The organism is Pseudomonas sp. RIT411, from assembly GCF_003057735.2.
Classification (GTDB): domain Bacteria; phylum Pseudomonadota; class Gammaproteobacteria; order Pseudomonadales; family Pseudomonadaceae; genus Chryseomonas; species Chryseomonas oryzihabitans.
In genome coordinates this window covers 24,116-42,532 of the sequence record NZ_QBIZ02000029.1, presented here as the reverse complement: position 1 = coordinate 42,532, position 18,417 = coordinate 24,116, and the positions used below count along the sequence as shown (strand labels likewise).

Annotated in this window: 18 protein-coding genes; 11 read left to right on the top strand and 7 right to left on the bottom strand. The window is 67.0% G+C overall.

Going from position 1 to position 18,417, the window contains the following annotated elements; all coding sequences use genetic code 11:
- From DBY63_RS23925 to glsB, 3 genes are all read left to right on the top strand, one after another.
- Positions 1–681, top strand: a 681-nt coding sequence (locus tag DBY63_RS23925) for a response regulator transcription factor (RefSeq protein ID WP_256594523.1), incomplete at its 5' end; no start/stop codon positions are given.
- A complete protein-coding gene (locus DBY63_RS23920) occupies positions 682–1,998 on the top strand; it encodes an ATP-binding protein (protein WP_108582973.1) in 1,317 nt (438 codons plus the stop codon).
- 49 nt (positions 1,999–2,047) lie between these two features.
- Positions 2,048–2,989: a glutaminase B gene (glsB, locus tag DBY63_RS23915; RefSeq protein WP_077171000.1), complete on the top strand. Its 942-nt coding sequence runs from the start codon at positions 2,048–2,050 to the stop codon at positions 2,987–2,989.
- On the opposite strand, the gene DBY63_RS23910 is transcribed toward glsB, so the two are convergent.
- The 3 genes from DBY63_RS23910 to DBY63_RS23900 all read right to left on the bottom strand — a co-directional run bounded on the left by DBY63_RS23910 (position 2,986) and on the right by DBY63_RS23900 (position 6,551).
- On the bottom strand, positions 2,986–3,870 hold the full coding sequence (locus DBY63_RS23910; RefSeq protein ID WP_108582974.1) for a hypothetical protein: 885 nt from the start codon (positions 3,868–3,870) through the stop codon (positions 2,986–2,988). The two genes, glsB and DBY63_RS23910, sit on opposite strands and share 4 nt — an antisense overlap.
- An 82-nt stretch (positions 3,871–3,952) precedes the next feature.
- The gene (gene cls / locus DBY63_RS23905; protein ID WP_007162696.1) at positions 3,953–5,392 is read right to left on the bottom strand and encodes a cardiolipin synthase; all 1,440 of its coding nucleotides are present in this window, start codon (positions 5,390–5,392) and stop codon (positions 3,953–3,955) included.
- A gap of 28 nt (positions 5,393–5,420) precedes the next feature.
- Positions 5,421–6,551: a class I SAM-dependent methyltransferase gene (locus tag DBY63_RS23900; RefSeq protein WP_108582975.1), complete on the bottom strand. Its 1,131-nt coding sequence runs from the start codon at positions 6,549–6,551 to the stop codon at positions 5,421–5,423.
- Between the two features lie 72 nt (positions 6,552–6,623).
- Between DBY63_RS23900 and DBY63_RS23895 the strand changes: the two genes are divergently transcribed.
- The gene (locus DBY63_RS23895) at positions 6,624–7,400 is read left to right on the top strand and encodes a ferredoxin--NADP reductase (protein WP_027598461.1); all 777 of its coding nucleotides are present in this window, start codon (positions 6,624–6,626) and stop codon (positions 7,398–7,400) included.
- Positions 7,401–7,632: 232 nt separating this feature from the next.
- Positions 7,633–9,186 (top strand): TerC family protein, encoded by a 1,554-nt coding sequence (locus tag DBY63_RS23890; RefSeq protein ID WP_027598462.1) that lies wholly within the window; start codon positions 7,633–7,635, stop codon positions 9,184–9,186.
- 153 nt (positions 9,187–9,339) lie between these two features.
- Here the strand turns inward: DBY63_RS23890 and mscL are convergent, their stop codons facing one another.
- Entirely contained in the window at positions 9,340–9,789 is a 450-nt protein-coding gene (mscL, locus tag DBY63_RS23885; RefSeq protein WP_108582976.1) for a large-conductance mechanosensitive channel protein MscL, read from the bottom strand.
- A 226-nt stretch (positions 9,790–10,015) separates the two neighbouring features.
- On the opposite strand from mscL, the gene DBY63_RS23880 reads away from it, so the two are divergent.
- From DBY63_RS23880 to DBY63_RS23860, 5 genes are all read left to right on the top strand, one after another.
- Positions 10,016–10,255 (top strand): DUF465 domain-containing protein, encoded by a 240-nt coding sequence (locus DBY63_RS23880; protein ID WP_007162691.1) that lies wholly within the window; start codon positions 10,016–10,018, stop codon positions 10,253–10,255.
- Between the two features lie 94 nt (positions 10,256–10,349).
- A complete protein-coding gene (locus DBY63_RS23875) occupies positions 10,350–10,559 on the top strand; it encodes a hypothetical protein (protein WP_007162690.1) in 210 nt (69 codons plus the stop codon).
- Positions 10,560–10,707: 148 nt separating this feature from the next.
- On the top strand, positions 10,708–10,977 hold the full coding sequence (locus DBY63_RS23870; RefSeq protein WP_007162689.1) for a hypothetical protein: 270 nt from the start codon (positions 10,708–10,710) through the stop codon (positions 10,975–10,977).
- A gap of 119 nt (positions 10,978–11,096) precedes the next feature.
- Positions 11,097–12,458, top strand: coding sequence for a DNA repair protein RadA (gene radA / locus DBY63_RS23865; RefSeq protein ID WP_108582977.1), 1,362 nt, complete (start codon positions 11,097–11,099; stop codon positions 12,456–12,458).
- 86 nt (positions 12,459–12,544) lie between these two features.
- The gene (locus tag DBY63_RS23860) at positions 12,545–13,255 is read left to right on the top strand and encodes a copper resistance protein B (RefSeq protein WP_027602972.1); all 711 of its coding nucleotides are present in this window, start codon (positions 12,545–12,547) and stop codon (positions 13,253–13,255) included.
- A gap of 410 nt (positions 13,256–13,665) precedes the next feature.
- Here DBY63_RS23860 and DBY63_RS23855 read toward each other — a convergent pair whose 3' ends face one another.
- The 3 genes from DBY63_RS23855 to DBY63_RS23845 all read right to left on the bottom strand — a co-directional run bounded on the left by DBY63_RS23855 (position 13,666) and on the right by DBY63_RS23845 (position 16,187).
- A complete protein-coding gene (locus DBY63_RS23855) occupies positions 13,666–14,031 on the bottom strand; it encodes a PilZ domain-containing protein (protein WP_027598465.1) in 366 nt (121 codons plus the stop codon).
- A gap of 147 nt (positions 14,032–14,178) precedes the next feature.
- Complete coding sequence (locus tag DBY63_RS23850; RefSeq protein ID WP_027602973.1) at positions 14,179–14,817, bottom strand: response regulator transcription factor; 639 nt, start codon at positions 14,815–14,817, stop codon at positions 14,179–14,181.
- Entirely contained in the window at positions 14,814–16,187 is a 1,374-nt protein-coding gene (locus DBY63_RS23845) for a cache domain-containing protein (protein ID WP_042136754.1), read from the bottom strand. Before DBY63_RS23845 ends, DBY63_RS23850 begins: the two co-directional genes overlap by 4 nt.
- Positions 16,188–16,352: 165 nt before the next feature.
- On the opposite strand from DBY63_RS23845, the gene DBY63_RS23840 reads away from it, so the two are divergent.
- Entirely contained in the window at positions 16,353–18,410 is a 2,058-nt protein-coding gene (locus DBY63_RS23840; protein WP_108582978.1) for a carbon starvation CstA family protein, read from the top strand.
- Positions 18,411–18,417: the final 7 nt, after the last annotated feature.

Below are 18,417 nucleotides of genomic sequence, written 5' to 3'. Positions count from 1 at the left end.
ATCGTCGAAGACGACACCGCCCTGGCCGAGCTCATCGCCACCTACCTGGGCCGTCAGGGCTATGCCGTGACGGTGATCGGTCGCGGCGACGAAGCCCTGGCCGCGGTGCAGCGCCTGCGCCCGCACCTGGTGGTGCTCGACGTCATGCTGCCGGGGCTGGACGGCCTGCAGGTCTGCCGTCAGCTGCGCGCCGCCCAGCCAGGCCTGCCGATCCTGATGCTCACCGCCCTGGACGACAGCCACGACCAGGTGCTGGGCCTGGAGATCGGCGCCGACGACTACGTCAGCAAGCCCTGCGAACCGCGGGTGCTGCTGGCACGTATCCGCACCCTGCTGCGCCGCTGCCAGCTGGGTGAGGCGCCCGCCGATGACCGCCTGACGATCGGCCAGCTGCGGCTGCTGCCGGGTGAACGCCAGGTCTGGTGGCGCGACCAGCTGGTGGAGCTGTCATCTACCGAATTCAACCTGCTGGCGATCCTCATGCGCCATGCCGGCGAGGTGCTCAGCCGCGACCAACTGATCCAGCAACTGCGCGGCATCGAATTCAACGGCGTCGACCGCTCGGTGGACGTGGCCATCTCCAAGCTGCGCCGGCGCTTCGAAGAGCACCCCGGCGACGCCCGGCGGATCAAGACCGTCTGGGGCAAGGGCTATCTCCTTTCCCGCGCCGAGTGGGAATAGATGCTCAAGATCCTCGTCCGCCTCTACCTCATCCTGCTGGTGACCTATGGCGCCGCCAGCTACCTGGTGCCCGAGGCGCTGCTGCAGGTGTTCTACGAGCGCTACAGTCGCTACACCCTCGAGCAACTGCACGGCCCGCTCAGCCTGGTGCAGCGCACCTTCAACCAGGCGCCGCCGGCGCGCTGGCCAGCCCTGCAGGAGGAGTTGGCCGCGGAGCTGGCGCCCATCAGCCTGCGTCTGGTCCCGCTTGAGGATCCGGCCCTCACCCCGGAGGAGCGCGCCGATCTGGCCGCCGGCCAGCGACGGGTACGCCTGGGCGACTATGGCGAACCCAGCGCGGCCCTGGTGCCGCTGCCGACGGATCAGGTGCTCTGGGTCGGCATCCCCGAGGCGCCCACCGACATCGCCCTGACCTACTGGGCCATGAACGCCCTGATCGGCGCGGCCCTGCTGGTTTGCCTCTATGTCTGGCTGCGACCGCACTGGCGCGACCTGGAGCGGCTGCGGCGTACCGCGGCGCGCCTGGGCAAGGGCCATCTGGGCGAGCGCACGGCCATCTCGCCGCGCTCGGACATCGGCGAGGTGGCGCGGGCCTTCGATGACATGGCCCAGGAACTGGAGGCGCTGATCGTCCAGCAGCGCGACCTGCTCAACGCCGTCTCCCATGAATTGCGCACGCCGCTGTCACGCCTGGAATTCGGCCTGGCGCTGTTGCAGGCCGATCCGCTGCCCGCCGAGACCCACCGCCAGCTGGAGCAACTGGTGCGCCACGTCCGCGAACTGGATGCCCTGGTTGACGAATTACTGTCCTTTGCCCGCCTGCAGAGCAGCCAGCAGCCGCCCGAACGCCTGAGCCTGGAACTCGAAGCCTTTCTCGACAGCGTGCTGGCCGACTTCGCCGAAGAGCAGGAGCGCCGCGGCGTCGTGATGCACCTGGACCTGACGCAGGCGCCCAGGCTGGCCGAACTGGCGCCACGCCTCACCGCCCGCGCCCTGCAGAATCTCGTCGGCAACGCCCTGCGTTATTGCCAGCGCGAGGTCTGGGTAGCGGTCCGTGACGACGGCGACGCGTTGCTGATCGCCGTCGAGGATGACGGCGAGGGGATTCCCGCGGCGGAGCGCGAGCGGGTCTTCGAACCCTTCTATCGCCTGGATCGCAGTCGTGACCGCGCCACCGGCGGCTTCGGCCTGGGCCTGGCCATCAGCCGGCGCGCGGTGGACAACCAGGGTGGCCGGCTGGACCTGAGCGCCGGTGCTCAGGGTGGCGCTCGATTCGAGATCCGCCTGCCATTGCCGCCGCGCCTGGGGCTCGCCTGAGGCCGCCGTGGCCCCTACACTTGGCGCCCCCGCCCGTTTCGGAATCGTCATGGCAGAGCCCTTCGACCGCCAATCGCTGCAACCCCTGCTCGACCGTATCGCCGCCGCCGCGCCGCGCCATTTCGGCGAAGGCGAGGTGGCCGACTACATCCCGGCCTTGGCCGAGGTGGCGCCGGATCAGTTCGGCATCGCCGTCTGCGACGTCAAGGGCCAGGTCTGGCGCGCCGGGGCGGCCGACACCGCCTTTTCCATCCAGTCCATTTCCAAGGTGCTCAACCTGGTGATCGCCATGCAGCGCCTGGACGAGGCGGATATCTGGACCCGCGTCGGCCGCGAGCCTTCCGGCCATGCCTTCAATTCCATGGCCCAGCTGGAAGAAGAGAAAGGCGTGCCGCGCAATCCCTTCATCAACGCCGGCGCCGTGCAGGTCTGCGAATTGCTGGTGTCGCGCATCATGTCGATCCACTGGATGATGCGCGAACAGGCGCGCCGTCTGGCCGGCAATCCGACGCTCAACTTCGACGACCGCGTGGCCCGCTCGGAGATGGACCACAAGGCGCGCAACGCCGCTCTGGCCTATCTGATGAAGGCCTACGGCAATCTGCACAGCGAGGTCGATGACGTCCTCGACGTCTATTTCCACGGCTGCGCCCTGGCCATGAGCTGCGTCGACGTGGCTCGCGCCTTCGCCTTTCTCGCCAACGGCGGCATCAATCCCCAGGATGGCCAGGCCGTGGTGACGCCCCAGCAGACCCGCCAGCTCAATGCGCTGCTGCTGACCTGCGGCCTCTACGATGCGGCCGGCGACTTCGCCTGGCGCGTCGGCCTGCCGGGCAAGAGCGGGGTAGGGGGCGGCATCGTCGCCATCGTGCCGGGACAGATGAGCATCTGCGTCTGGTCGCCCCGGCTGGACAGCTACGGCAACTCGGTGGCCGGCCTGCGTTCTCTAGAGACCCTGGTGGAAGGGCTGGGCGTGGCGCCGCTCGGCTAGTAGGCCATGGACAGGCTGAGGGTCACCTGGGGCACCACGCCGTCGGTCTCGCCCTCCGGACCGCTCAACTCGCGCAGCGCGCCGTCTCGATAGAGCGCCAGGGCTTCGGCGCGAGCGCTCCAGCGCGTCTCGCCCCAGCGAAAGGGCTGCTCCAGCGCCAGCCCGGTGCGGGCATAGAGGCGATCGCCGGAATCCGGTCCATAGAAGCCGTTCCACCCCACCCCCAGGGCACTGGGGAAACTCAGGCGCAGGCCACTGGCCGAGATGTCCAGTCCGGGTTCCAGGCTGCCCTGGGTATAGATACCGCTGTCGCCCTGGGTGCGGGTGGTCACCGCCAGTCCCGGACGCCAGGCGCCCAGGCCCGACTCGGCCTGGTAGGCCAGGGTCAGGCTGGCTTCCTGAGTGGTCGCGGCAACGTCGTTGGGACTACTCTTGACCGTGTAGACGAAGCCGACCCTCAGGCCCTCGGCCGGTGACACCACCAGGCCCAGCAGGTTGTTGCTCTCGTACCAGCGCCGCGGGCTGACCCGTTCCTCGCTGGAGGGGCTGTGCAGGCCGTTGCTGCTGCTGAACACCAGCCAGGCATCGGCATTGCCGTCGCTTCCCTGGTGCAGATCCAGGGCGAAGCCCGCCTGCAGGTGCAAGGGGACGCGGTCGAGGCTGGCCGCGTCGTCATCGTAGTTGCCGCGGGAAAAGTCGCCGTTGCGCACGTCCATGCCCAGTTGCGGATGGAAGCGCCCGGAGTTTTCGCTGACCTCCACGCTGCCCAGGGCGGCGTCTTCGCTTTCGATGGACGGCACGCTGCGCGGCGCGGCGGTGGCCTCCAGGGCCAGACAGCCCGCCAGCAGACCGGCGCAACGCAGGGGCGAGGGGCGCGACATGGCGACTCCGGGATGCGCGGGGCGCTCCGGGTGAGGCGCCATGGGGCATCGGACCAGGCCGCCGCCGAGCGGGTTCCAGGCCCTAGAGCACCGGCGAAAACACCCGGGCCACCCGCATGGCCACCCGTCGCCAGCGGCGCAGGGCGGCATTGTCCTCGGGGGTGAGTTCGCGGGAGCGACTGAAGTCCTGCTCCAGCATCTTGCGCACCTCCCAGGCGAAGGGGACGTCCATCACCATCACCATGACCTCGAAGTTGAGGCGGAAGGAACGGTTGTCCAGGTTGGCGCTGCCCACCGCGGCCACGTCCTCGTCGATCAGCACCACCTTCTGGTGCAGGAAGCCCGGGCCGTAGCGGAACACCCGCACCCCGGCATGCACCGCTTCGAAGGCATAGAGGTAGGAGGCGGCATAGACCACCTTGTGGTCGGGTCGCGAGGGCAGCAGGATGCGCACGTCCACCCCGCGCAGGGCGGCCAGGCGCAGGGCCGCCGAAACGGCTTCGTCAGGGATGAAGTAGGGCGTGGTGATCCAGACGCGGTGGCGCGCCGAGTGGATGGCCTCGACAAAGAACAGCGAGCAGGTCTCCTGATCGTCCGCCGGCCCGCTGGGCACCACCTGGCAGAGCACGCCCCCCTCTTCGTAGCGTTCCGGCAGCAGCAGGGTGGGCAGCTTTCTGGTCACCCAGTACCAGTCCTGGGCAAAGGTTTCCTGCAGGGTGGCCAGGGCCGGACCGCGTAATTCCAGGTGGGTGTCGCGCCAGGGCGCCAGGGGCGGCTTGAGGCCCATGTATTCGTCGCCGACGTTGAGCCCGCCGGTAAAGCCCACCTCGCCATCGACGATGACGATCTTGCGGTGGTTGCGGAAGTTGACCTGGAACCTGTTGATCAGCCCGCGACGGTTGCTGAAGCCCTTCACCTCGCAACCGGCTTCGCGCAGCTTTTCCACATAGGCGCGCGGCAGGGCATGGCTGCCGATGGCGTCGTACAGCAGAAAGACCTGGACTCCGGCGCGGGCGCGGTCCAGCAGGGTGTTCTGCAGGGCCAGGCCGAGGGCGTCGTCGTGGATGATGAAGAACTGCACCAGCACCACCTTCTGCGCCCCGCGGATGGCCGCGAGGATGGCGGCGAAGGTCTCCTCGCCGTTGATCAGCAGCCGCACCTGGTTGTTGGCAACGCAGGGCGTGCCGGTGAGGGCGGTCATGGCCTTGAGCTTGCGATTGGCCGCGCTGCACTGCTGGGCGGCCATGGCCTCGGCGATCCAGGGCCGCCAGTCCAGTTCGGCGGCCTGGCGCGCCATCTCCTCGTCGGCCTGGCGCCGCGCCTTCACGTAGCTGTCGAAGCGCCGCCGGCCGAATACCAGATAGGGGATCAGACTGAGGAAGGGCATGAACACCAGCGCCATGGCCCAGGCCATGGCGCCCTGGGCGGTACGCACCGTGATAATGGCGTGGATCGCCGCGCTGATGCCAATCAGTTCGAGGACCAGGGCGATGTAGTGGAGATCGAGGGGCAGGGAAGGCACGCGGGCAGCTCTCGCTCCTGGGTGGATGTCAGAGGGGTTGGACCGCCCTGAGCACCACGAATTTCGGCGTGGCCGCGATCTGTTCGACACGCCTGAACAGCCGCTTGAGCTTGACGTGATAACCCAGGTGGCGATTGCCCACCAGCCAGAGTTCGCCCTTCTCGGTCAGCGCCGCCCGCGCCTGCTGGAACATGCGCCAGGCGAGGAAGTCGCCCACCACCTGCTGCTGGTGAAAGGGCGGATTGCACAGGATCAGCTCCAGCGACCGCGGCGCCTGGTCGGCCAGGCCATCGGCCGCGCGGATTGCCACCGGTCGCTCGCCGAAGGCCGCGCTCCAGTTCTCGCGCGCCGACTGCACCGCCATGTAGGACTCGTCCACCAGGGTGAATTGCGCCTCCGGATTGGCCAGGGCGCAGGCCAGCGCCAGCACGCCGTTGCCGCAGCCGAGATCGGCCACCCGGGCCTGGCCCAGGCCCTGGGGCAGGTGTGGCAGGAAGGCACGGGTGCCGATATCCAGGCCCTCGCGGCAGAAGACGTTGGCATGGTTGACCAGGGTCAGTGGCGGCGCATCCAGGCGATAGCGACTCGGGTAGGGCGAGGCCACCGCCGGTCGCGCCTCGGGGGTGGCGAAGAGCAGCCGCGCCTTCTTTACCGCCAGCGAAGCCTGCACCGGGCCGATATGCCGCTCCAGCAGGTCGCCGGCGGCGCGGGGCAGGTGCTTGAGCATGCCGGCGGCGATCACCCGGGCACCCGGCGCCAGCTGGCCGTGCAGGCGGATCAGCTGCTCTTCCAGCAACGCCAGGGTCTTGGGCACCCGCACCAGCACCAGATCGAAGGGACCGCTGATCGCCTCGCTGGCCGGGACGAAGGTTACCGCCTCGGCGGCGAGGCCGTTGCGCGCCAGGTTGGCCGCCAGCGCCAGGGCCGCCAGGTGCGAGTCGCCACTGGAGGTCACCTGGGCATGAGCGGCGAGACTGGCGGCCAGGGCGCCGAAGCCGTCGTTGAGCACCAACACCCGGGCGGACGGGGCCAGGCCATCCTCGGCGACCTGCTGCAGCAGGTATTCGTCGGCGGCGTCGAAGGCCTGCAGGGGATCGTCGCGGCGCGGGGGCTGACGGTCGAGTTCGAGGGTGGCGAAGGGCGAGACGAGAGAAGGCATGGTTTCTGTCGGTGTTTATCGGCGGCTCACTGCGGGACAATGGCGCCAAGCAATCGGGAAAAAGAGGCCAGTATGACCGCCACCGAAGACAAGTTCACCCGCGAGACGATCACCGCCGTCTGGCCCTGGAGCGACAACCTCTTCAGCCTGAGGACCACCCGCGATCCGCGCTATCGCTTTCGCGCCGGCCAGTTCGCCCGGCTGGGCGTGCGCAAGGCCGATGGCGACATCGTCTGGCGGGCCTACTCCATGGTCTCGGCGCCCCACGACGACTTCCTCGAATTCTTTTCCATCGTGGTGCCGGGTGGCGCCTTCACCAGCGAACTGAGCCGCCTACGCGAGGGCGACGAACTGCTGGTGGAAAAGCAGCCCTATGGCTATCTCACCCTGGAGCGCTTCGGCGGCGGTCGCGATCTCTGGCTGCTGGCCACCGGCACGGGCCTCGCGCCCTTCCTGTCGATGCTGCAGGAGCCCGATACCTGGGAGCGCTTCGAGCGCATCGTGCTGGTCTACAGCGTGCGCGAAGCCCGCGATCTGGCCTACCAGGAGGTCATCCGCGGTTACGGCGAGGTGGAGCACCTCGAAGGTCTCACCGACCGCCTGGTCTATGTTCCCGTGGTTACCCGCGAGGATCACCCCGGCGCCCTGCGTGGCCGCATCACCACCCTGATCGAGAACGGCGAGCTGGAACGCGCCGCCGGCGTCGAACTCTCGCCCGAGCACTCGCGCATCCTCATCTGCGGCAATCCGGAGATGGTCGACGACACCCGCCAGCTGCTCAAGACCCGCGATCTACAGCTGGCCCTGAGTCGCCGACCCGGGCAGGTGGCGGTGGAAAACTACTGGTAACAGGGGCCACCACCGGCGTCTTTACGTTTTCTTCACAATTGGAAAAGGTTGGGCCTTTAGCTTTGGCCCCACCTTGCTCTAGGATCGGAATTTCCAAGGCTACTTTCCGAGTCCCGATGAGCAGTGACAGATCCGAGCCGCCCCCGGCCCCCAGGCCAGGTGCGGCTGACACCCCCTACCGTCTTTCTTCCTCCGCGGCCGTTCGGCCCTCTATCGCGGAGGCATCCCGCTAATGGAATGGATCGCCGATCCCACCGCCTGGTTGGGACTCCTCACCCTGATCGTCCTGGAAATCGTCCTGGGCATCGACAACCTGGTGTTCATCGCCATCCTCGCCGACAAGCTGCCGCCCGCGCAGCGTGACAAGGCGCGGGTGATCGGCCTGTCGCTGGCGCTGATCATGCGTCTGGGCCTCTTGGCCAGCATCTCCTGGATGGTGACCCTCACCGAGCCGCTGTTCGAGGTCTTCGGCAAGGCCTTCTCCGGCCGTGACCTCATCATGCTGTTCGGCGGTATCTTCCTGCTGTTCAAGGCCACCACCGAGTTGCACGAACGCATCGAGGGCCACACCCACAAGACCGGTGGCAATCGCGCCTACGCGGCCTTCTGGCCGGTGGTCGCGCAGATCGTGGTGCTTGACGCCGTGTTCTCGCTGGACGCCGTCATCACCGCCGTGGGCATGGTCGAGCACCTGAGCGTGATGATGATCGCCGTGATCATCTCCATCGGCCTGATGCTGGTGGCGAGCAAGCCGCTGACCGCCTTCGTCAACGCCCACCCCACGGTGATCATGCTGTGCCTGGGCTTCCTGATGATGATCGGTCTGAGCCTGACCGCCGAAGGCCTGGGCTTCCACATTCCCAAGGGCTACCTCTATGCCGCCATCGGCTTCTCGATCCTCATCGAGCTGGCCAACCAGGTGGTGCGCTGGAAGCGCAAGCGCCAGTTGCACGAGCGGCTCGGCATGCGCGAGCGGACCTCCCAGGCCGTGCTGCGGCTGCTGGGCGGTCGCCTGCGCGAAGACGAGGTGGACGAGGACATCGCCGAGCTGATGGAAGGCGAGAAGGGCGAAGGCCCGGTCTTCGATCGCCGCGAGCGCCTGATGATCAGCGGCGTGCTGCAACTGGGCGAGCGCCCGGTGCGCACGGTGATGACCGCCCGCGCCGACGTCGACATCCTCGATGCCGACGCCGCCCCGGAACGGCTGCGCGAGCAATTGCTGGCCTCGGCCCACTCGCGCCTGCCGCTGGTGGTCAACGGCAACATCGACGAACCCCTGGGCTATGTGCACAAGAAGGAGCTGTTCGCCGACATCCTGCAAGGCCAGTCGCCGGATCTGCGTGCCCGGGTGCGCACCCCCATCCACCTGCCGGCCCAGGCCACGGTACTGGGCGCTCTGGAACAGCTGCGCGCCGCCTCGACCCACGTGGCCTTCGTGGTCAATGAATTCGGTGGTTTCGAAGGCCTGTTGACCCTGACCGACATCCTCGAGGCCATCGCCGGCGAATTGCCGGATGCCAGCGAGGAGAGCCTGCCGGAACTGGAAAAGGTGGAGAACGGCTATCGCGCCAGCGGCGGCCTGAACCTGCATCCCCTGGCCCAGCGCACCGGTTTCCAGATCGCCGAAAACGAGGACTACCAGACCCTCGGCGGCCTGGTGGTGGACCTGCTGGGACGCCTGCCGGTGGCCGGTGATCGCCTGGAATACCAGGGCTGGCAGCTGACCGTGGAATCGGTCAAGGATCGGCGGATCGGCTGGATCCGCCTGGAGCGGCCCGCCTCCTAGCGAGGCGGGCGTTCTGTAAGCCTGTTCAAAGGCTGCGAGCTAGAGTCAAACAAGGCGAAAATGGCTGAGGAAGCGGAGTTTACAAGTGGTAAATGAGCATTCCGAAGCCATTTTCAACGCAGGTTGGCCGACGCGCAGCCGACTTTGAAAGGCTTACAGCGGGTTGACCGGCGGTTCCTGCTTCACCACGGGAGCCTCGGTCGCCTTGCTGTTCTGCTCCTTCAGCAGGTCGCGGATCTCGGTCAGCAGCACCTGGTCCTTGGTCGGACCGGCCGGGGCGGCATCCTGGTGCAGGCGCAGGCGGTTGAGCACCTTGATCGCCATGAAGATGGCGAAGGCGATGATCACGAAGTCGAAGATGGTCTGCAGGAACTTGCCGTAGGACATGACCACGGCTGGCTGGTCACCCACGGCGGCCCTCAGGGTGATCGCCAGTTGCGAGAAATCCACACCCCCCAGCAACAGGCCCAGCGGCGGCGTGATGATGTCGGCCACGAAGGACGACACGATCTTGCCGAAAGCCGCGCCCAGGATGATGCCGACCGCGAGGTCGACCACGTTGCCTCTCATGGCGAATTTCTTGAACTCGGCAATGATGCTCATGCTGCACTCCTTTGGATGGTTTCGAAGAGACGATAGACGATTGTGCTCGCTTCGCTCGGGTTTGGAACCCTGCTAACGGTCTCCAGGTTCCCCGGAAGCGGCAAATCGCCGCGCGATCGGCAACTGGTCGCGGCTGTCGCACTTTGTCGAAGGGGCCGGGTCCACCCTTGTACGCCGAGGGCAGCAACCCTCGCGACCTCCACCTCTCGTCCCCAAGGAGCCCCTGATGGTTGCCAAACACGACCTGCACAAAGACTTTCCCGAGTACGCCGAGCAGCTGGACAGCCGTCCGCAGACCGATGCGGCCTTCGCCAAGCTGCTGGAAGACTACGCCAAGCTCGACCAGCAGATCCTCGATCTGGAGGAAGTGGAAGAATCCAGTGGCGACGAGGAACTGGGTCGCCTGCGCCGCGAGCGCGTCCTGCTCAAGGACAAGATCGCTCAGCAGCTGAAATACCCGTCCTAGCCGTACCGGGCTCGACCGGCAGCGTCGAGCCCTGCCTGGCGCGATTGGCAAGAGCCGCTGGCGTTGCCATCATGGCCTCCCAGGAGAGGAGCCGATGACCGACGAAGTGGCGATGTACCAGCAGTGGCACCTGTGGATCACCGAGGCGGCCGTGGAAGCCCAGCGCCGTCGCGTGCAGCTCGAATTCGCCGAATACAGCCGGTTGCTGGCCGACCTGCAACTGCTCGAACAGCAGCGCTGGCAACAGGCGTTGCCCGTCTGGTTGCGTGGCGAGGCGGAAATGGTGTCGACGCTCAAGCACTAGCGGCTGATCGGCGAACCCCCTGCAGAGCCTGATGACAGCGCGATGAACGACCAGCGGTGCCCGGCGGTCAATGGGTTACCCCAGGCTACTTTCGCGGGGTGAGCGAGGTTTATCCGGCCTACCTGGCCCTCTCAACGAGGATGTCCCCATGAAGCGTACCGCCCTGATCGCCCTGATGATGTTTGCCGCCGCCCCCGTATTCGCCAAGGATCTGTGCGCGGTCCAGCTGCAGAAGCTGGACGATGCCAGCAAGATGAAGACCAACATGATCGGCCCGGGCAGTTCCCAGGCCCAGCAGATCGCCGAATTCCGCAAGAACGCCATGGCTGCCCAGAAAGCCGGTGACGAGAAGAAGTGCATCGCGCAGGCCAACCAGGCCCTGACCATGCTGCGTCAGCCGGGTGGCGAGGGCAACTAAGGCCCAAGCCTGCCGTTCGAGAAAAGGCGCGCTCCCCCGCGGGAGTGCGCCTTTTTACTGTCTATGCATCCAGTCGTGTTATGCTGGAGGTCTTCCCTTCTCGACTGGAGAATTCCGCCATGGCCAAGGCCAAGCGTCTCTACGGCTGCACCGAATGCGGCGCCACCTTTCCCAAGTGGGCGGGCCAGTGCGGTGAGTGCGGCGCCTGGAACACCCTGGTGGAAACCGTCGTCGAGACCTCCGCTGTCCCTTCCGGACGCGCCGGCTGGGCCGGAGCCCAGGCGACCATCAAGACCCTGGCCGAGGTCAGCGTCGAGGAAACCCCGCGCTTCACCACCGATTCCACCGAACTCGACCGGGTGCTGGGTGGCGGCCTGGTGGATGGCTCCGTGGTGCTGATCGGCGGCGATCCCGGCATCGGCAAGTCCACCATCCTGCTGCAGACCCTCTGCCACCTGGCCGCGCGCATGCCGGCGCTCTATGTCACCGGCGAGGAATCCCAGCAGCAGGTGGCCATGCGTGCCCGCCGCCTGGGCCTGCCGGAAGACAAGCTCAAGGTCATGACCGAGACTTGCATCGAGTCCATCGTCGCCACCGCCCGCCAGGAAAAGCCGCGGGTCATGGTGATCGACTCCATCCAGACCATCTTCACCGAGCAGCTGCAGTCCGCGCCCGGCGGCGTGGCCCAGGTACGCGAGAGCGCAGCGCTGCTGGTGCGGTTCGCCAAGCAGACCGGCACCGCCATCTTCCTGGTGGGCCACGTCACCAAGGAAGGCGCCCTGGCCGGACCGCGGGTGCTGGAGCACATGGTCGACACCGTGCTCTATTTCGAGGGCGAATCCGACGGCCGCCTGCGCATGCTGAGAGCGGTCAAGAACCGCTTTGGCGCGGTCAACGAACTGGGCGTGTTCGGCATGACCGACAAGGGCCTCAAGGAGGTCTCCAACCCTTCGGCGATCTTTCTCAACCGGGCCCAGGAGGCGGTGGCCGGCAGCGTGGTCATGGCGACCTGGGAGGGCTCGCGGCCGATGCTGGTGGAGGTGCAGGCCCTGGTGGACACCAGTCACCTGGCCAATCCGCGGCGGGTCACCGTGGGCCTGGACCAGAATCGCCTGGCCATGCTGCTGGCGGTGCTGCACCGCCATGGCAGCATTCCCACCTACGATCAGGACGTCTTCATCAACGTGGTCGGCGGGGTCAAGGTGCTGGAGACGGCGGTGGACCTGGCGCTGATGTCGGCGGTGATCTCCAGCCTGAGGGACAGCGCCCTGCCGCACGACCTGCTGGTGTTCGGCGAGATCGGCCTGTCTGGTGAGATCCGCCCGGTGCCCAGTGGCCAGGAACGGCTCAAGGAGGCGGCCAAGCACGGCTTCAAGCGGGCCATCGTGCCCAAGGGTAATGCGCCCAAGGACCCGCCACCCGGCTTGCAGGTGGTCGCGGTGACGCGTCTGGAGCAGGCGCTGGATGCCCTGTTCGAATAGCCCTGGGCGGCTTTTGTAATATTTTTTAAAACTCTCGGCGGGGCAGGGTGGTCTATCAGGCGCTTCCATGACCCTGGATACCCGCCATGTCTCGTCTGCTCCCGCTTTCCGTATTCCTTGCCGGCTTCGCTACCAGTGCCCTGGTCCAGGCCGCCGATCCCAGCAGCTCCGCGCCGGCCAGTCTGGAGGTGGATCAGCTGGAGTGGCAGCATGCCGACGAAGGCAGCGTCTTCAACTGGGATCTGGAAGGCTGGGCCCTGGGCGGCGGCGCCAATCGCCTGGATTTTCGCAGCCAGGGCGAGCGCACCAACGGCCACACCGAGCAGGCCGAGGTGCAGGCGCTCTGGGGGCACGCCCTGGCCAAGGGCTGGGGCAGCGTGGCCGGCATCCGCCAGGATTTCAAACCCGGCTCGCCGCAGACCTGGGCCGCCCTGGGCATCCAGGAACACGATCCCGAGGATCTCGACATCGAGATCACCGCCTTCTTCGGCGAAAACAATCAGACCGCCCTGCGCCTGGAAGCCGAATACGACTGGGCCCTGACCCAGCGGCTGATTCTCCAGCCCCATACCGAACTCAATTTCTACGGTCGCAACGACGAGTCCCGCGGCCAGGGCGCCGGTTTCGCCGAAAGCGAAGCCGGGCTGCGCCTGAGATACCAGGTGACCCCGGAGGTCGCGCCCTATGTCGGGGTGTCCTGGAACGCCACCCACGGCAACACCGCCGCCATGGCGCGGGAAGAGGGCGAAGACACCCACGACGCCCGCCTGGTGGTGGGTCTGCACCTGGAGTTCTAGGCCCGGTCCTACGGAAGACTTCGCCCTTCGCTTCGGACAGGCGCCCTCGCTCAGGTGGTAGGCAGAGGTGACCTGGCTGTTCTATCGCGGCCACGGGCCACTCCTGCAGCGCTTTCCGTGTACCTGTAGGAGCGATCGCTAAGTCGCACCAACATGGCCGCGATAGAGATCAGGCAGAACAGTAGCGTGGAAACGGCGCAGCCTTTTCCACTGGGCCCTCGCGGTGAGGGACACCCTTACCCCAACCCTCTCCCGAGGGGAGAGGGGGCTATCCGTGCAGGTGTTCATCTCCATCGGCTTCAGGATCGCGATCAGCTGTCTGCCTACACCTGTAGGAGCACCCCGCGACCGCGATAAGCCGCAATCGGCACAGACGATAGAGCGCTAGCCAGTACCGTCGACCCCAAGACCTAGGGCGTACCCAGCGCCGCCAACTCGCGTTCCAGCAGGGTTTCGTCGCCCAGGTTCAGCTCCACCAGGCGGCGCAGGTGGCTGATGGAATCCAGATCGATCTGGCGGCAGGCGAAGGCCAGCTGCTCCGCGGTTTCCCGAACCAGCTCCACGTCCATGCTCACCTGGGCCTCGTCGTTCAGCAGGATGCGCAGCTGATAGGTCGCGCTCGGCTGGGCCGACCAGTCGGCAGGCCGCGCCAGCAGCACGCCCTTGAGCGAGATGTCGTCCACGGGCGCTGCCCACTGGCGCTCACCCTGGTGCAACTGGGCAGGGGCATCGAAGGTGAAGCGGGTAAAGCGGCGACGCTCGTTGGTGTCGTTCATGGAAGGGCTTCCTGAGGTTTCCTGATCACTGTAGACGACCGTGGCCGTCCCGTATCGACTGCGCCTGGAAGGGTAGCCGGCGGCGGCCGGTGGGGCCAGGACGAGAGGGCTCATTGGTCGCCAGGGGGCGAGCAGCGGCCCAATTCGTCAGACGTTGGAGGTGCCCTCCGGGCGCCAGCCGTACTCGCGCGCATGGCGGACCAGATCGGCCGGCTTTTGGATGTCCAGCTTGCGGCGGATGCTCAGGCGGTGGGTTTCCACCGTGCGCACGCTGAGCCCCAGCTGCTGGGCCATGGTCTTGTTGTTGAGGCCCTGGGCCATGAGCAGCAGCACCTGGCGCTCCCGCGGGGTGAGGTCGCCGTCACTGGTGCCCCCTTCGCCCAGGCGGGCGGCGATGGCGCTGCTGTAGAAGCGCCCGCCGACCGCCAGGGCTTCCACCGCGGCGATGATCTCCTCGGACGGCGCATCCTTGAGCACATAGCCGGCCGCGCCGACCCGCAACGAGGTGCTCACGTATTCGCGATTGTCGTACATGCTCAGGATCAGCACCCGGGCGCGCGGGGCACGCTCGGCGATCAGGGCGGTCAGCTCCAGGCCGTTGATGTCCTTGAGGCCGATGTCCACCAGCAGGATGTCCGGATCGAGCCGCGCCAGCAGGTCGAGGGCTTCCGCACCACTGCCGGCCTCGCCGACCACGACGAAGCGCTCGATGGTGCCCAGCAGCGCCCGCACCCCGGCGCGGACCAGGGCATGGTCGTCGACCAGGAGGATGCGGATGGGCGTCATGTCGGGCTTTCCTCGTCGGCCGGGAGGTCCGAGCGTAGCAGAACCACGTCCAGGGTCGTGCCGCCGGGGCCGGACTGGATGGCGCAGCGACCGCCGAACAGCTCCACCCGCTCGCGGATGTTGCGCAGGCCGATGCCGCCGCTGAGATGTTCCACCTGGCCGGTATCGAAGCCCCGACCGTCGTCGTGCACGGTCAGGCAGATCCAGCGCCCGCGCCGCTGCAGGTCGATGACGACCTTGCGCGCCGCTGCGTGGCGCTCGATGTTGGTCAGGGCCTCCTGGACGATGCGGAACAGGGCGACGTCCATGTCGCCGCCGGCGGTGCTGTCGTCCAGGGTCTGCCGATAGTCCACGTCCAGGCCGCTGCGCTGGCGGAATTCCTCCACCAGCTGGCCGAGCGCCGCGGGCAGGCCAAGGGTATCCAGCAGCGAAGGGTGCAGGTCGTGGGAGATGCGGCGGATCTCGCCGATGGCGGCGGCCAGGCGCTGGGTGCCTTCGCGCAGGGTCTCGCCGGCGCTGGGCTTGCCGGTCCCCAGTTCGCGGCTGGCCAGTTCGAACTGGAACTTGATGGACACCAGCAGCTGGCTGATGCCGTCGTGCAACTCGCGCGACAGCCGCGATCTTTCCTCTTCCTGGGAGGTGATGAGTCTCTGGGTCAGCTGCTTGAGCTTGCGATCGGCCAGGCGGTGCTCGCTGACGTTGAGCGTCAGGCCGCCGGCGAACACCAGCAGCACCGCCACCAGGGCCACCCCGGCGCTGGCCAGCAGGGTGGTGCGGATGCCAGCGGCCACGTCGTGGCGCACCTGGGCGAGGGCGGCGTCCACGTCGTCCAGATAGAGGCCGGTGCCCAGCACCCAGCCCCAGCGCTGCAGCTGGGTCACGTAGGCGAGCTTTTCCGCCATCTGGCCGCTGGAGGGCTTCTGCCAGCCATAGCGCTGGAAGCCGTCGCCCTGGCTGGCACTGCGCAGCAGCGCCTGGATCACCAGCAGGCCGTTGCCGTCGGTGAGTTGCCAGAGATCCTGGCCGACCAGCTCGGGCTGGCGCGGGTGCATGAGATTGCGGCCATGCTGGTCGTAGACGAAGAAGTAGCCGTCGCTGCCAAAATTCAGGCTGGCCAGCAGCGCCAGTACCCTGGCCTTGGTCTCCTCGTCGTCGCGACCGCTACCGTACAGCGGCTGGATGGCACTGACGCCCATCTCCACATAGTTGCGCAACTCGGTCTTCTTGCTGCCGAGGATGCTGTGTTCGAGCAGCCGTGCCTGCTGCTCGCCCAGGCGCTGGCTCTGTTCCAGGACCACCAGGCAGACCGCGGCCACCGCCAGCAGCAAAGGCAGCAGTCCGAGGGCGACCATCTTGTATTTGAGCTGCATCGGCACCTGTCCGGGCTGGCGGCTACGTAGAACTACGTAGCGGGCCTTGGGTAGTTCTGCGAATTTCGCTGTCGCGTCGAGCCGCCGATAGTAATATGGCTCCGCTGTGGGCTCTCACAATAACAAGTATCGCCGCGGCCACTGGTGCGCGGCAGGAGAACAAGCATGACCCGAATGGCCAGCCATCTTGCCTGGTTCGCCGTTGCCGTACTGGGCGCCTTCGCGCTGGGTACCGTGGCGCTGAGTCGAGGCGAAGCGATCAACGCCCTCTGGATCGTGGTCGCCGCCGTGGCGATCTACCTCGTTGCCTACCGCTACTACAGCCTGTTCATCGCCACCAAGGTGATGGGCCTGGACGCCAAAAGAGCCACGCCCGCCGTGCTCAACAACGACGGCCTGGACTACGTCCCCACCAACAAGCACATCCTCTTCGGCCACCACTTCGCCGCCATCGCCGGCGCCGGTCCGCTGGTAGGCCCGGTGCTCGCCGCCCAGATGGGCTATCTGCCCGGCACCCTCTGGCTGATCGCCGGGGTGGTCTTTGCCGGCGCGGTGCAGGACTTCATGATCCTGTTCCTCTCCACCCGCCGCAACGGCCGCTCCCTGGGCGACATGGTGCGCGAGGAGATGGGGCGCATCCCCGGCACCATCGCCCTGTTCGGCTGCTTCCTGATCATGATCATCATCCTCGCGGTGCTGGCGCTGATCGTGGTCAAGGCCCTGGCCGAGAGCCCGTGGGGCATGTTCACCGTGATCGCCACCCTGCCGATCGCCATGTTCATGGGCGTCTACATGAGATACATCCGCCCCGGGCGCATCGGCGAGATCTCGCTGATCGGCGTGGTGCTGCTGCTGGCCTCCATCTGGGTGGGTGGCCTGGTCGCCGCCGATCCGGTCTGGGGCCCGGCCTTCACCTTCACCGGCGTGCAGATCACCTGGATGCTGATCGGCTACGGCTTCGTCGCCGCCGTGCTGCCGGTCTGGCTGGTGCTGGCCCCGCGTGACTACCTGTCCACCTTCCTCAAGATCGGCACCATCATCGCCCTGGCCATCGGCATCCTGGTGACCATGCCGATGCTGAAGATGCCGGCCCTGACCCAGTTCGTCGACGGCACCGGTCCGGTGTGGAAGGGTACCCTGTTCCCCTTCCTGTTCATCACCATCGCCTGCGGCGCGGTGTCCGGCTTCCATGCCCTGATCAGCTCGGGCACCACCCCCAAGCTGATCGCCAAGGAAACCCATGCCCGCTACATCGGCTACGGCGCCATGCTGATGGAGTCCTTTGTCGCCATCATGGCCATGGTCGCCGCCTCGGTGATCGAGCCGGGCGTCTACTTCGCCATGAACAGCCCGGCCGCCGTGGTCGGCGCCGACGTGGTGTCGGTGGCCGCCAAGATCAGCACCTGGGGCTTCGTGGTGACGCCCGAGATGCTGCAGGCCACCGCCACCGAGATCGGCGAGCATACCATCCTGGCCCGTGCCGGTGGTGCGCCGACCCTGGCGGTGGGCATCGCCCAGATCATGCACAACGTGCTGCCGGGCGAGAACACCATGGCCTTCTGGTACCACTTCGCCATCCTGTTCGAGGCGCTGTTCATCCTCACCGCGGTGGACGCCGGCACCCGCGCCGGACGCTTCATGCTGCAGGACCTGCTGGGCAGCTTTGTCCCGGCACTCAAGAAAACCGACTCCTGGACCGCCAACGTCATCGGCACCGCCGGTTGCGTCGCCCTCTGGGGCTGGCTGCTGTACCAGGGCGTGGTCGATCCGCTGGGCGGCATCAACACCCTCTGGCCATTGTTCGGCATCTCCAACCAGATGCTCGCCGGTATCGCCCTGATGCTGGGCTCGGTGGTGCTGATCAAGATGAAGCGCCAGCGCTATGTCTGGGTGACCCTGGTGCCGGCGGTGTGGCTGCTGATCTGCACCACCACCGCCAGCCTGATCAAGCTGTTCGATTCCAATCCGGCGGTCGGCTTCCTGGCCCTGGCCAAGAAGTACAGCACCGCCATGGCCCAGGGCCAGGTGATCGCCCCGGCCAAGAGCATGGAGCAGATGCAGCACATCGTCTTCAACGCCTACACCAACGCCACCCTGTCGGTGCTGTTCCTGGTGGTGGTGATGAGCATCCTGTTCTTTTCCATCAAGGTCGGTCGCGCCGCCCTGGCCAAGCCCGAGCGCAGCGATCGCGAGACCCCGTTCCAGCCGGCCGCGGGCGTTTAAAGGAGAA

Excerpts from the sequence above, each read along its gene's own strand:
- DBY63_RS23920 (WP_108582973.1), top strand. The coding sequence starts at position 682 with ATGCTCAAGATCCTCGTCCGCCTCTACCTCATCCTGCTGGTGACCTAT.
- glsB (WP_077171000.1), top strand. The coding sequence starts at position 2,048 with ATGGCAGAGCCCTTCGACCGCCAATCGCTGCAACCCCTGCTCGACCGT.
- DBY63_RS23910 (WP_108582974.1), bottom strand. The coding sequence starts at position 3,870 with ATGTCGCGCCCCTCGCCCCTGCGTTGCGCCGGTCTGCTGGCGGGCTGT.
- DBY63_RS23900 (WP_108582975.1), bottom strand. The coding sequence starts at position 6,551 with ATGCCTTCTCTCGTCTCGCCCTTCGCCACCCTCGAACTCGACCGTCAG.
- DBY63_RS23895 (WP_027598461.1), top strand. The coding sequence starts at position 6,624 with ATGACCGCCACCGAAGACAAGTTCACCCGCGAGACGATCACCGCCGTC.
- DBY63_RS23890 (WP_027598462.1), top strand. The coding sequence starts at position 7,633 with ATGGAATGGATCGCCGATCCCACCGCCTGGTTGGGACTCCTCACCCTG.
- mscL (WP_108582976.1), bottom strand. The coding sequence starts at position 9,789 with ATGAGCATCATTGCCGAGTTCAAGAAATTCGCCATGAGAGGCAACGTG.
- DBY63_RS23880 (WP_007162691.1), top strand. The coding sequence starts at position 10,016 with ATGGTTGCCAAACACGACCTGCACAAAGACTTTCCCGAGTACGCCGAG.
- DBY63_RS23875 (WP_007162690.1), top strand. The coding sequence starts at position 10,350 with ATGACCGACGAAGTGGCGATGTACCAGCAGTGGCACCTGTGGATCACC.
- DBY63_RS23870 (WP_007162689.1), top strand. The coding sequence starts at position 10,708 with ATGAAGCGTACCGCCCTGATCGCCCTGATGATGTTTGCCGCCGCCCCC.
- radA (WP_108582977.1), top strand. The coding sequence starts at position 11,097 with ATGGCCAAGGCCAAGCGTCTCTACGGCTGCACCGAATGCGGCGCCACC.
- DBY63_RS23860 (WP_027602972.1), top strand. The coding sequence starts at position 12,545 with ATGTCTCGTCTGCTCCCGCTTTCCGTATTCCTTGCCGGCTTCGCTACC.
- DBY63_RS23855 (WP_027598465.1), bottom strand. The coding sequence starts at position 14,031 with ATGAACGACACCAACGAGCGTCGCCGCTTTACCCGCTTCACCTTCGAT.
- DBY63_RS23850 (WP_027602973.1), bottom strand. The coding sequence starts at position 14,817 with ATGACGCCCATCCGCATCCTCCTGGTCGACGACCATGCCCTGGTCCGC.
- DBY63_RS23845 (WP_042136754.1), bottom strand. The coding sequence starts at position 16,187 with ATGCAGCTCAAATACAAGATGGTCGCCCTCGGACTGCTGCCTTTGCTG.
- DBY63_RS23840 (WP_108582978.1), top strand. The coding sequence starts at position 16,353 with ATGACCCGAATGGCCAGCCATCTTGCCTGGTTCGCCGTTGCCGTACTG.